At 41.6% G+C, this 12,474-nt stretch carries 16 protein-coding genes; 6 read left to right on the top strand and 10 right to left on the bottom strand.

From position 1 onward, the window contains the following. The first annotated feature begins 16 nt into the window (after positions 1-16). The 3 genes from BLS59_RS21895 to BLS59_RS21910 all read left to right on the top strand — a co-directional run bounded on the left by BLS59_RS21895 (position 17) and on the right by BLS59_RS21910 (position 2,777). Entirely contained in the window at positions 17-997 is a 981-nt protein-coding gene (locus BLS59_RS21895) for an ABC transporter ATP-binding protein (RefSeq protein WP_091152587.1), read from the top strand. Beyond that, positions 978-1,946 carry an ABC transporter permease gene (locus tag BLS59_RS21900; protein ID WP_091152589.1) on the top strand — a complete coding sequence of 323 codons (969 nt, stop codon included), beginning with the start codon at positions 978-980 and terminating at the stop codon, positions 1,944-1,946. The genes BLS59_RS21895 and BLS59_RS21900 overlap by 20 nt, the downstream gene beginning before the upstream one ends. A gap of 570 nt (positions 1,947-2,516) precedes the next feature. Beyond that, complete coding sequence (locus BLS59_RS21910; protein WP_091152592.1) at positions 2,517-2,777, top strand: XdhC family protein; 261 nt, start codon at positions 2,517-2,519, stop codon at positions 2,775-2,777. 24 nt (positions 2,778-2,801) lie between these two features. Here BLS59_RS21910 and BLS59_RS21915 read toward each other — a convergent pair whose 3' ends face one another. From BLS59_RS21915 to BLS59_RS21935, 5 genes are all read right to left on the bottom strand, one after another. Further along, on the bottom strand, positions 2,802-3,245 hold the full coding sequence (locus tag BLS59_RS21915) for a DUF6640 family protein (protein WP_091152594.1): 444 nt from the start codon (positions 3,243-3,245) through the stop codon (positions 2,802-2,804). A gap of 7 nt (positions 3,246-3,252) precedes the next feature. Beyond that, the gene (locus BLS59_RS21920) at positions 3,253-3,888 is read right to left on the bottom strand and encodes an NAD(P)H-dependent oxidoreductase (RefSeq protein ID WP_091152596.1); all 636 of its coding nucleotides are present in this window, start codon (positions 3,886-3,888) and stop codon (positions 3,253-3,255) included. An 8-nt stretch (positions 3,889-3,896) separates the two neighbouring features. Next, positions 3,897-4,106, bottom strand: coding sequence for a putative antibiotic biosynthesis monooxygenase (locus BLS59_RS21925; protein ID WP_091152598.1), 210 nt, complete (start codon positions 4,104-4,106; stop codon positions 3,897-3,899). A gap of 95 nt (positions 4,107-4,201) precedes the next feature. After that, positions 4,202-5,068 carry an AraC family transcriptional regulator gene (locus BLS59_RS21930; protein ID WP_091152600.1) on the bottom strand — a complete coding sequence of 289 codons (867 nt, stop codon included), beginning with the start codon at positions 5,066-5,068 and terminating at the stop codon, positions 4,202-4,204. A 105-nt stretch (positions 5,069-5,173) separates the two neighbouring features. Then, positions 5,174-6,037, bottom strand: coding sequence for a helix-turn-helix domain-containing protein (locus BLS59_RS21935; protein ID WP_091152602.1), 864 nt, complete (start codon positions 6,035-6,037; stop codon positions 5,174-5,176). A 105-nt stretch (positions 6,038-6,142) separates the two neighbouring features. Between BLS59_RS21935 and map the strand changes: the two genes are divergently transcribed. Next, the gene (gene map, locus BLS59_RS21940) at positions 6,143-6,907 is read left to right on the top strand and encodes a type I methionyl aminopeptidase (RefSeq protein ID WP_091152604.1); all 765 of its coding nucleotides are present in this window, start codon (positions 6,143-6,145) and stop codon (positions 6,905-6,907) included. 63 nt (positions 6,908-6,970) lie between these two features. Here map and BLS59_RS21945 read toward each other — a convergent pair whose 3' ends face one another. Further along, complete coding sequence (locus BLS59_RS21945; protein ID WP_091152605.1) at positions 6,971-8,143, bottom strand: TlpA disulfide reductase family protein; 1,173 nt, start codon at positions 8,141-8,143, stop codon at positions 6,971-6,973. A gap of 178 nt (positions 8,144-8,321) precedes the next feature. Here BLS59_RS21945 and BLS59_RS21950 point away from each other — a divergent pair, with 178 nt between their 5' ends. After that, on the top strand, positions 8,322-8,603 hold the full coding sequence (locus tag BLS59_RS21950) for a cupin domain-containing protein (protein WP_205411327.1): 282 nt from the start codon (positions 8,322-8,324) through the stop codon (positions 8,601-8,603). Between the two features lie 62 nt (positions 8,604-8,665). On the opposite strand, the gene BLS59_RS21955 is transcribed toward BLS59_RS21950, so the two are convergent. Genes BLS59_RS21955 through BLS59_RS21965 form a run of 3 tightly spaced genes read right to left on the bottom strand, consistent with a single transcriptional unit; the run spans position 8,666 to position 10,238 of the window. Next, positions 8,666-9,199, bottom strand: a complete 534-nt coding sequence (locus BLS59_RS21955; RefSeq protein ID WP_091152607.1) for a Cif family virulence factor — start codon at positions 9,197-9,199, stop codon at positions 8,666-8,668. Beyond that, positions 9,196-9,612, bottom strand: a complete 417-nt coding sequence (locus tag BLS59_RS21960; RefSeq protein ID WP_091152610.1) for a tautomerase family protein — start codon at positions 9,610-9,612, stop codon at positions 9,196-9,198. Before BLS59_RS21960 ends, BLS59_RS21955 begins: the two co-directional genes overlap by 4 nt. Before the next feature lie 50 nt (positions 9,613-9,662). Next, a complete protein-coding gene (locus BLS59_RS21965) occupies positions 9,663-10,238 on the bottom strand; it encodes a Crp/Fnr family transcriptional regulator (protein ID WP_091152612.1) in 576 nt (191 codons plus the stop codon). A gap of 155 nt (positions 10,239-10,393) precedes the next feature. Between BLS59_RS21965 and BLS59_RS21970 the strand changes: the two genes are divergently transcribed. Beyond that, entirely contained in the window at positions 10,394-10,789 is a 396-nt protein-coding gene (locus BLS59_RS21970; protein ID WP_091152615.1) for a (R)-mandelonitrile lyase, read from the top strand. 94 nt (positions 10,790-10,883) lie between these two features. Here the strand turns inward: BLS59_RS21970 and BLS59_RS21975 are convergent, their stop codons facing one another. Beyond that, positions 10,884-12,464 carry a SusD/RagB family nutrient-binding outer membrane lipoprotein gene (locus tag BLS59_RS21975; protein ID WP_091152617.1) on the bottom strand — a complete coding sequence of 527 codons (1,581 nt, stop codon included), beginning with the start codon at positions 12,462-12,464 and terminating at the stop codon, positions 10,884-10,886. Positions 12,465-12,474: the final 10 nt, after the last annotated feature.

The following is a 12,474-nucleotide window of genomic DNA, read 5'->3' on the forward strand; positions in this document are numbered from 1 at the left end:
AATCGATTTTTTACCAATGAAAGATCCTATTATACAATTAAAGGGTTTAACCAAACAGTATGGCGCTGTTAAAGCGGTAGATGGTTTAAACCTTGATATAGACAAGGGCGAGATCTTCGGATTACTGGGGCCTAACGGAGCCGGCAAAACCACGACCATATTGATGATGCTCGGGCTTACCGACCCGACAAGTGGTACCGCTTTTGTTTGCGGGCATAACGCTACCAGCAGTCCGATACATGTGAAGCGAAAAGTGGGTTATATGCCTGATAGTGTTGGTTTTTATGATAACATGACCGCGCTGGAAAACCTGGTGTATATTGGCAGGCTAAACGGCGTACCGGAAAATGAACTAAAAAAACGTTCGGCCGAAGTGCTGGAGATTGTGGGCCTTGCTGCAGACCAACATAAAAAAACCTCAGCTTTTTCGCGCGGCATGAAACAGCGGCTGGGCCTGGCCGATGTGTTGATCAAAAATCCAGATGTTATTATCCTGGATGAGCCGACACTTGGCATCGACCCCACCGGGGTTAGAGATTTCCTGGCGCTCATCAAACAGTTGAGCCGGCAGCAGGGGCTCACCGTTTTACTCTCATCGCACCATTTACACCATGTTCAGCAGGTGTGCGACCGCGTAGGGATTTTCGTAAACGGACAATTGCTGGCACAGGGAGATATCGGTGCTTTGTCTGCCCAGTTATTCGGCACCGATAGTCATGTCACGTCCATTAAGACAGCACAACCCGTTCCGCAGCCCTGGCAGCTGGAGGCAGAACTCCAGGCATGGGAAGCCATTACCCAGATTCGCATCCACGAAAATGAACTGGAATTTACCAGCAGTCGCGACGTAACGTCCGCGCTGGTTCGTTTCCTGGTTGAAAAAGGCTATGACGTGATTGGTGTCAATCAAAAAAATTATGGACTCGACGATATCTATCAGAAATATTTTGAATCAAATAGTACTAAAAAAACAAGCTATGAAAAGTCAATCTCCTGATCCGGGGCCTTTCGGCGTTATGGTTCACAAGGAAATAGCAGATCATATACGCAGCTGGCGCTTCAGCATACTGATTGCGCTTATTGTTCTTACTTTTATCGCCGCGATGTATGTATCGCTGGCGAATATTAAATCAGCAATTGGAAATACCAAAGATCCGGATCATCTTTTTTTATACCTGAAGTTGTTAACCACAACCGATAATTCCATCCCGCCATTTCATGTGTTCCTGAGTTTTCTGGCACCGTTGCTAGGTATCAGCTTAGGATTTGACGCGGTTAATTCCGAACAGAACAGCGGTACCTTGACCCGCCTGATGGCGCAGCCCATCTACCGGGATAATTTGCTGCTGGCCAAATTTGTAAGCGCCCTGGTGATCGTCAGCGGTTTGTTTTTTGCATTGGCTTTGCTGATGATAGGCGGCGGATTAGTACTGACCGGTGTGCGTATGGAGCCGCAGGAACTGCTTCGCATACTGGGGTTTATTGTGATCACTATTGCTTATGTAGCTTTTTGGTTGAGTTTATCTATCATGCTTTCCATCCTGTTTAAGCAAGCGGCAACTTCCGCGCTTACGGCTATCGGGATCTGGTTGTTCTTTACGATATTTTACCAGATTGTCATTAACCTTATTGTCAAGTCCTTCTTACCTGATCCGGCTTATCTTAGCCAGGCCGAAATCATTAGGTATAACGATCTTATTTTGAATCTGCAACGCATTGCCCCGAATCAGCTTTACTCAGATGCCGTTACCACCTTGCTGATGCCGTCGGTTCGCAGTCTTGGTCCCGTAACCATGGAGCAAATGGCGGGCGCTATACCGGCTCCGCTGCCGTTTAAGGAAAGTGTCATGATCGTATGGCCTCAGGTAAGCGGTTTAATGGCATCAACAGTAGGATGTTTTGCATTTGCTTATTACTTTTTCATGCGGCGTGAGATACGTAGTTAATAAAACGATGATGCGCTATCTTTGGGCATCAGGAACAGATCGTAGCAACTACCGGCATAAAATGACATAAGTAATATGCGACCTGATATTAAAATTCGTGAATTTATTTATCGGAACGTGCGTTGATGGATTCCCAAACATGCCCAACATCTCAGCGCTTTCTGACCATAGTTAAAAAAGCTTCTTACTATCACAAACATTCACAATGGTAACTACTTTGCTTTTTTCGATCTATAATTTGAGCTTGTTACAAGTGAAATTAAAAACGCTGAATAATGAATCATGGTACGGCCTTTTTTGTGATGTTAAAATTGTTAGGGTTTTCAATATTTTGTATCTTCGTAAAGTAAGATTTGCAAATAAAAATAATCTGCATCAAAAAATGGTTGGTAATTCGGTGCGTAGCCAATTTTAAACCATATAAAATATTGTAAGTCAATTGGTTAAGAATCGTGTTCGATTCCCCTACGGGCTACTTGAGGAAACACCATATTATTGGTGTTTCCTTTTTTTATACGGTTAACTTTTTGACTGTGAGAAAATTAGAACCTTCTTTCAAGCCCGAAAAAGGTGTTCGATGTTTTAACGAAAATTTTTCTGATTTTTCTCGCTTTAAAAAAAAGTGCCCTGAGGTTATTTAATCAGTGTTTTAGGTGTTCGACGATAACGGAAAAAAGCCTGGAGGCGATCCACGGTCCGGTTGGGCTGGATATTGGCTCAGAAACTGCTGAGGAGATCGCGCTATCAATTGTTGCCGAGATAAAAGCGGTGTTTTCAGAAAGGAATGGTCATCCATTGAAATATAAAACAACGGTTATCCATAGCGTGTAATCGGTAAAATTTGAGCTCTACAGCTTATAATTTACTATCATCGCTTTCCATTTTTTTGATCCTGCGTATTTCAAGCGGCCATGCAATTGCCAAAAGCAGCAGCATGACAACGTCCACAATGAGCTGATGCGGTGGTTCGCCCGGATAGGAGAATTCGGGATCGCTAAGGGCTGTTCCGGGAAAGAGGGAGGCACCAACCTGGGTAAGCCAGTAGAAACTTGCCAAAACAACGGCAAAGCGCAATTTGTCAATTTCCTTTAACTTGGCTACCCAAAGCATCCATAATGCAAAGCAACCTAAAAAACTGCCCAGAAGCATAGTTTGTGCATTATGAAACTTTGCGTGCGGCGGCCAATGCGGATTGTAGATATGTGTATGGTTCCAGTCAAAAATGTAAGAGCCGCCGGTCGACCATAAGGCTACCAGTGTGATCAGTACCAGGCCGATTGAGATTTTTTGCTTTTTCATTTTTTAATCAAATCTTTATAAATAGTTCATTGTTAGGTTTCCTGACTTTTATCATGTGCTGATAAAAGTCTTCAGGGTGGCGATAACCTACGGCGGCTATTACCACTGCATGCAAGCCTTTTTGTTTTAAACCCAATATTTCATCATACTGGTAAGGCATAAAGCCCTCCATCGCATTGGCATCTATCTTCATTTCAGCAGCGGCCATTAATAGAAACCCAAGGGCGAGATAAGCCTGATGGGTTGCCCAGGAAAGTTTTTCATCATTCTGTTTACGACTGATGGCGTTTACAACAGAGTTCCGGTGCTTCTCCAGAATACCTTCCAGTTTAATACCGCGGGTGCTGCACATTTTTGAAAAATAGTTGTCTATAAATGTTTCGTCGATTGTGGTTTCGATAGCGAAAACTATAAGACAGGATGCTTCCGTTACCTGCGGCTGATGGAACGAAGCGACGCTAAGCTTGGCGCGCACATCAGGATCTTCAATAAATAACACCTTATAGGGTTGCAAGCCATATGATGATGGTGCCAGCCTGATTGCATCCTGCAATTTGTCCATATCCTGTTGTTGTACCTTTTTTGTGCTGTCATAGCGCTTTACGCCATAGCGCCAGTTTAAATGTTCTTTTATGTTTTCCATAATAATCGTTATTTATATAGCCAGTCCCCTACCTGTTTTCTTAATAATTCAATTGATAAACCCATCAGCGGAACGAGTATAATGGTGGTTAATAGTGTTTTAAGGAGTGGATGCCAGCTGCCAATCACCGGCATCACTGTAATAAAAATTATATTGATAAGCGGATATATGCAGATCCAGGTGAGCAATGCCATTTTCCATTTTTTTGGTGTTTTCATAACTTAAAATTATACAGCAAAGTTGCGTGGAAACATCATGCAAAAACAGGTCAGGAATATGGGGAGATTGGTAAGAAAGGTGGAAAAGAAACTATTTAGCTACGGCGATAGGCGGCCGGGGAAAGGCCTTTTACGTTTTTAAAGTATTTGCCAAATGCAGACTGGTCGGGGAAATGAAGGGTATAGGCAATCTGCGCTACCGTTAAAGCAGGGTTTTGTAATAATACACTGGCTTCCAGGATAACCGCCTCGGTAATCCATTCGCCGGGCGTTTTGCCGGTTACCTCTCTTACCGTTTCGGTAAGATGCCCAGGGGTGATATACAATTTATTTGCGTAAAAGCTAACGCTGCGCTCCTGCAGAACATGCAGGTTCACCAATTTCTTAAAATCAGCGGCAAGGAGCTGGCTTCTGGTTTGTACAGAGGCCAGGGACCGACTGTAGTCTTCATACAATGATGAAACTTCGTACAATAGGCCATTGATAAATGATCTCAATACTTCGCCCCGGTATTTATGCTCATCTTCCAGTTTGCCCTTAATAAGCTGTATTGAGTCTTTTAAATTGGCAGAGTGTGCCGGTGTTAACATAAAAATATGCCTGGCAACGCTTTCAAAAAACGGAAACCGCTCGAGAGCTGTGCCACCCGTTACATTTAAAAAATCCTTGGTAAAAAGAATAGCAAATGATTGAAAATCATCCGACTTATATTGCCACTGTTTGATAATGTGCGGCGACATAGCGATAAGGCATCCCGGTATGATGTCATAGGTTTCCAGGTTGGCCGTTAATTTTGCTTCCCCGCCGATGCAGATGCCTATACCATAATAATTGGTACGATGCGGAATGATCAATGGCTCTTTTACCTGGTTAATCGGATCTGACAGCAACAGCACATCAGGTGATATATCCTGCCGGTCAGAAAGGTTATTCAACGCGTAAGTAGGGATATGCTTGCTCATCGCCGATATTTTTGAAAAGAATAAATAAATCTAAGAAGGATATCCAGCTATTAAAATAGTCGCTTATTGCTAATAAATTACCATCTCGTGTATCTAATCAATCAATTATAACGAGCAATCGTCCTTTACTGTTTTAAGCGCCTTTATAGTTCTGTTAAAATAGGTTTTTGGTGGCACCCCAGAAAACCGTCTGAAGTCTTTTATAAAATGATTATCATCATAATACCCGTTATCTATAGCAATTTGTAAAAGATCTTTAGAGGTCAGGGCATCCAAATCTATGTAAGCGTTCAGAAAACGCCTTATTAAGAGGTAGCTTTGAGGAGAAATTCCTAAATGTTTTTTAAAGTTTCTTTCCAGCCATTTATAGTTCAGGCGAACTTTTTTATAGCTATCCAAAAGATCCCTAACCGTGAGGTTACCTTGCCTGTTAATGTGATTTTGTATATCAATTAGTACCCTTGGATAAGAGTAGTTGCTCATCTTTTCTGAAAGAAAATTTACCACCACTTTCATTCTTTCTTCAAGGGAAGAACAATGATAATAAGTTTCTTTAAACGTTTCAAAACCATAGCCGGCTATCTCAGAAAAATCAAAAACCTGTTCTTTTTGAAAACAATCTTCATTAATACCAAATAACTTGAAGAAAGTTACGGCGTGAAACCTGATGACCAGGCAATCCTCGAAATGAAGCTCAGATTCACAATAAATATTTCTTAGCACACCGCCGCAAACCCAAGTATTGCCTACACATTTTGTATGCCCATCTATACTTACGCTAACGTTTTCGTTTTGCATAAGCGCTATCACCGGGTAACCATCGTTAAAAAACAGTTCTCTTTCCGCGGGGTTGCCTGCTTTAAATACGTAAAAGCCTTCCACCACCTCCTTTAAATGTTCGGGAGGAATAATTCTGAGAATATGAGCGCTGTTTTGATCAGCTAAATGTTTGAAAAAATTGATGGGCATTAAGGCAAATATATTCAATATTGTTGCTGAAAAACTTTAAATGTCTAACTTATACTATCGGGGGATGCTCCATATCCCATAGTTTTGGGGCCAACATTAAGATTTATGATAATAGCGAATGAGGCAGACCTTGCCGGAATGAAAAAAGTTAGTGATGCTGTAGCATTAACTTTAAAGGAAATGCGCGCATATGCCCGTCCGGGAATGAGTACTAAAGAATTGGATAATTATGGAGGCTTATTACTGGAAAAATTTGGTGCAAAGTCGGCACCTTATTTAACCTATAAGTTTCCCGGCCATACCTGTATCAGCATAAATAATGAAGTGTGCCATGGTATACCTTCAACTGATAACATTATTCAGGAAGGCGATTTGTTGAATATCGACGTTTCTGCTGAATTGGCAGGCTTTTGGTCAGACAATGGCGGTTCATTTATTGTTGGCCAGGATATCCATAAGCAAGCTAACCTTGTTGATACTTCCCGGGAGATACTTAAAAAAGCGATCAACGCGATCAAAGGAGGGGTTAAAATAAATGAAATTGGTGGGTTGATTGAAAATGAAGCTAAAAAAAACGGGTATAAAGTTATTAAGAACCTGGGCGGTCATGGAATAGGCAGATCCCTGCATGAACAACCCGATGGGGTTTTGAATTATCGGGATCGACTGGATCAACGACGGTTCCGGAAGAATACCGTTGTGGCTATCGAAACGTTTATAACAACTGATTCTTCCTGGGCGGTAGAGCTTCCGGATGGCTTTACCTTAGTTGGTGATAAAGGTGGCTTTAGTGTGCAGCACGAGCATACGATAATGGTAACTGACGGACTTCCTATTATTCTGACTGAACAAAACGGTATTTGGGATTAAAATCCTAAACCCGGCCCCGGCACTGCTTTCGGGCTATCAAATCTTGTGCAGTTCGCTTTTGTTTTATAGCAGCTCTTTCTTCAGCAACGTTTTTAAACTATCAATTTTTATATCGCGGGTAACGATCTCGCCTTTGCTGTTGAGCAGATAGCTTGTAGGAACCGACTTAACTACAAAGTTTTCAATGTTTTTTGACTTAAACTGATCTACAACCTCGCCTATGTTTTTCCAGGGCATCTTTTCTTTGTCCAGTGCTGTTTTCCATTGGTCGGCATGTTCATCAATAGATACAGAAACTATATTGAAGCCTTTTCCATTATAGGTATTGTAAATTTCTTTCAGGGCAGGTATTTCTTCCCGGCATGGGATGCACCACGATGCCCAAAAATTGATGAGCGTTAATTTGTCTTTTTTGTAATTATTATCAAATGGCACCCCTTTTTCATCATTCCCGGCTAATGGGGGCGCATTTCCTCCCTTTTTTATATTGCCAACGGATTTTAACAGGTTAATTGCAGCCTCGTAATACGCCGACTGTTTAACTTCTGGCGTAAGGTTATTTAAGGTTTTTTGGTAAAAGGCATATTCATCAAAAAGATCAGGTACCTGCGTTATTTGATAAGGAATAATAATAGTGTTGTTATTGGTTTTGGCAAACTCATGCAAGGTCGCCCTCCATACATTGTTTAGTTGCCCTTCAAGATTGCTTATCGTATCTGATAGGGCTCTCAATTTTTCGGGCTTATCTAACGATTCGTTGTAGATATTTAGGTATTTATCCCTCTTTTCGGTTAACAAGTCTTTGTATTTATTATAAAGCCGATCGTATTCGTTTAATTTATTCTCTGTAAAGGATGATGACGATACAGCATATTTATTGTACCATAATAAGCTCTTTAAACTTTTAATTTCTACCTGGTAGGTACCTTTGTCTTCTGCGTAAATTTTAATCCAAGTACCCCACGCGTATTTACCACCCTCCTTATTCTCAAATGGTATGGTGCTTGAAAGGTCTAATCCATAGATGCCCGTTTCGGGAACAGTGGTATTAATTTCAAACCTGCCGTTTTTTACGTAAACAGAATCATATTTTGTTATAGCATCTGTTCCCATTAACTTAACTAAAATGCCATTCCCTTCGGGTATGGTGCCCGAGATATGTATTTTTACTGGTTTAGCGCAGGATGAAGCTGCCAAAATTACAGTTATGCAAATAGCGGCTAAGTAAAATCTCATGATGTTAGTTGTGATTGATATTATTTATAAATATAATATCAATTGCGATAATTTTCAGAAACAGCCACTAATCATTATAAGTTGCCGAAAAAACCCTTGTACCTTAGTTCACCAAACCCAAACAAAGCTACAACCCCGGCGTTGGCACTATATCAAATTACTTTTAAGCAAATAGTTTATGGAAATAAAACGGAGCGGCTCGCAACCTTCGGGAAAAGGTCCGGCAGAATATTTTACAGGAACGGTACGTATCGATCCGCTTTTTTCACCGCCAGATCCGGCCCGGGTAGCAATGGCGCTGGTTACCTTTGAGCCAGGGGCGCGTACGGCATGGCACACGCATCCGCTTGGGCAAACTTTAATTGTTACCGCGGGTGCCGGCTGGGTGCAGCGTGTGAATCAAAGTTTAGCAAGTTTAATAACCTCCGGCGAAGGCCGAAAATTGGTTTTAGATGAATAATAGTTTTGGGCGAAAAATTGTTGTAGTGCAATAATAAGGCCTTGTTATTGCACTACAACATGTTAAGAAAGTTTTTGCCGTGCTTTAAGCGGTGGTTGTTTAAAGTAGTCGGTGAGTTCTAAAGAAAAGATGACACTGGTGATCTTCCACTTACCGTCCCTCTTTATTAAGGAAAGGTATTTGCCGCCCCAATTGGTCATTTTGTTATCGGCCCAAAAACTGTAATCCATGGCTACCAATGCAACGGTGCCGTCTTCAGTTATCCTGATGTTATCAAACTTATCTTCGGTTGATTTATACCTGTATAGCGATCTGAAAAATCCTTTATAACTTCCCAAAAAGTAATTACTGCCTGCTGCTTTTGCGCCCTTCTTTTCTATTTCCAGGGCTTGCGACCTATCCTTAAGCGCAGCACACCAGGTAACGGGGCCATCGTTAAATAAATCATAAAACGTGGTAGAATCCTTTTCAATAACGCTTTTTGTATACTTATCTATCAGTGTAGTTATTTCTTTTTTATTTGCTGTTGCTTGCTGCGCAAATGCGTGCGGTATGCTCAGCAAGAGTATTACCGGGAGTAGTTTTATGGTTTTCATTTTGAATTAGCCGCTATTTTTTGGTTGTTAATGTATTTGTACTCTATCGTTAATCCGTCATAGCCGTAAGCATCTGCTTTCATTTCCTGGATGGCGGTATAACTTACCGGGTGGATACTTCCAAGCAGGGAGGTTAATGAGTTATGTACAGCTTTGATATAATCGGCTTTATCAACCTTGAGGTTTGTTGAATCGGATATTTTAATCTCGAGATGGAAGCTTTTAGTTTTTAATCCGGCCAGGGATACAGAATTAACAAACCACAGGTCATCGGGCACAAATGATACGATAACCACCGTAACTTCAGGCTTTTTATTTAAAACCTCTTTTGTAAGTCGACCTATCTCGTTTACGAGTTCCTGCGCTAAAACGGCATCCTCCTGCCCGCTAACTTTTAAATGGATTATTGGCATACTTCAATATTTAATATTAATGAAGTACGAAGTTCAGCTTAATGGCGCGCTTATTTATTGATGTATGTTAAGAGTTTGATTCTGCTCAGTGATTCGGGCTTAACACCTAAATATGATGCAATATGGTATTGCGAAACCCGCTGCCCTATCCCCGGATATAAGGCAGAAAGGCCTTCCAGCCTTTCCGTGGCCGAATGTTTTAGAAAAGACGTTTCCCGCTTGCACTTCCTTATGAAATAGGTGTCAGAAATGTATTTGCTTAGCTTAAGAAATGCGTTGTCCTGCGCAATTAGCTTATTGAGCTTATCGTAACTGATGTAATGTATGGTGCTGTCGGTTAGTGCTTCTATATTGCAATTGGTGGGCATTTGCGTTAAAAAGCTGGTGTAGGCGCTCACAAAATCATTATCAAAGTAAAAATCGTTATTAAACTCACCCTCGTTATTTTTAACGTACGACCGCAGGGTTCCCGACGATACAAAACCAATAAAATTGCAAACCGAACCTTCACTAATCAAATGCTCTTTTTTCTTTAGGCTCTTTACCTTTAACTGCGCGGCAAACGTTTCGAAATGATCGATATCCAATCCTAACTTTTCGGTAAATAAAGTAATTAAGGATTCCATTGTTGCTGTTAATTAGTGAGATTACGTAAAGATAAATTTTATTTTGCCGGGTTATCTCACCGGGAAGAATTGTATCTTAACTAAAACGTATAACTTAGGTTTAGATTATTGAAACCTAAGTGCATCATTGCAAAATACATTTAAGCAAATAGTTTATGGAAATAAAACGGAGCGGCTCGCAACCTTCGGGAAAAGGTCCGGCAGAATATTTTACAGGAACGGTACGTATCGATCCGCTTTTTTCACCGCCAGATCCGGCCCGTGTGGCAATGGCGCTGGTTACCTTTGAGCCTGGGGCACGTACGGCATGGCACACGCATCCGCTGGGGCAAACCTTAATTGTTACAGCCGGTGCCGGTTGGGTGCAGCGTGAAGGCGGCCCTATAGAAGATATTCGCCAGGGCGATATTGTTTGGTTTGCGGCAGGCGAAAAACACTGGCACGGCGCCACCGCAACTACCGCCATGAGCCATATTGCCATACAGGAAAAACTCAATGGCTCGCCCGTTGACTGGCTGGAACAGGTAACCGACGAACAGTATGGTATATAACATCATTAACAAGTAATTACGGCACCCATTTGCTGTAAACAAAAAGAGCCGGGCAACAACGTTGCCCGGCTCTTTTAAATTAAAAAAGGAGTTGTTATTTTAATAACCAAAGGGTTTGGTAAATATCATCTTTACCACCAAACTGGCTTTGTACAGCCGCATTATAGTTTGTGGTATTGGCGCTTCTTTCATTAATAGGATACTGATACCTGGTTGGGATGGTAGTACCATTGTTGGTATTACCCGCGCCAATGCTTAATACCGGGATGCCTGTTCTGCGCCATTGGTAGTATGCTTCTAAGCCAGAGTTACGTGCAAATGCAAGGTACTTTTGGGTTAGTATCTGTTTCCAGCCATCGGCATTATTACCGGCATATTTAACAGCAGCCTGTTTGTAATAATCGTCGTACTTAAAGGTTATAGGGTATGATACATCATCGCCCAATAAGCCGCCGCTTTTTTGAAAGGTTACGGTATTGTCGCCATCATTAATGCCATAGAAAGCAAAATCGGCGTAGATACCTTTTTTATACCAATCTTCGGCATTACCCGGTACCCAGCCCTGGTTTATGGCTTCGGCTATGTTGAAACACATTTCGGGATAACCAATAATAAAGGTGTTTTCGCCGGTAAGGGTTTCATAATAACGGTGACGGCCAATTAATGATATTTTACCTGCCTGCACCAGGCTGGCCATATCGCTCTGGCCCTGGCCAGATTCGGCACCAACGAATGATCTGAAATCGGTATCATCAAACTTTAAGCCCCTTGCAGGTTCGGCAGCACGCATTACACGTAAATCTTTCAGGGATGCTAAGGTGTTGATATAGGTAGCAGCCGTGTTGTAACGTGTTGCATCGTTACCAAAGTTACGCGGGCTATTTGGGTAAATACTGAATACACCATCCCATACATATTGGAGGTTGTCTTCCATGCTGTTTAATAACGGATATTTAACGTTATCGGCCAGGATAGCGGCAAACTGAGCTTTTACGTTCAGGTCTGTATCGCCGGTTTTTTTGCTCAGCGCTATAAGTACCCTTAGTCTGAAAGTGTTTATGATCTTTTGCCATTTTGTAAAATCGCCTTTAAAATAAAAGTCATACTTACTATCAATCACATAGGTTCCCTGGGTTAATTTATTAATAGCAAGCATATCTATGATATCCTTATTGGCATCTTCTAACAAAGCCAGCGAGCTTATAAATATTTGCTTTTGGCTGTCATAAACCGGTGTTGGGTTCTTTATACCCTGTAAGGCTTGTGACATGGGCAAATCGCCAACTTTTAAGGTCATGCCCACAAAATAATACGCCCTGAAAAATTTGGCTAACGTTAAATATGGTTTTGCCAAAGTAGCCGCCAGTTTGTTTGATTCGGTTTCCATTGCGGCCACGTTATTAAGCGTGGTGTAGTTTAATGATGCGCTACCTGTCCAGTATTTGTTATTGCCATAATAAACGTAGTTACAGGCAGTAAACTGGTTTTGTCTTTCTTCATCGCTAAATGGAGGTACCAGCATATCTGATTCAATGCCGGGCAGCAACAATGCCGGCGACAAACCCGATGTTGGCTTGTTTTTATTGATAACGGCATCGTCAAAAGCCTTTTTACAACCCGATGCCGAAGCAAGGATGATCAATGAGGCTGCTATTGTTAATTTTAATGATTTCATTTTTAAATTT

This window comes from Mucilaginibacter pineti, from assembly GCF_900101875.1.
Classification (GTDB): Bacteria; Bacteroidota; Bacteroidia; order Sphingobacteriales; family Sphingobacteriaceae; genus Mucilaginibacter; species Mucilaginibacter pineti.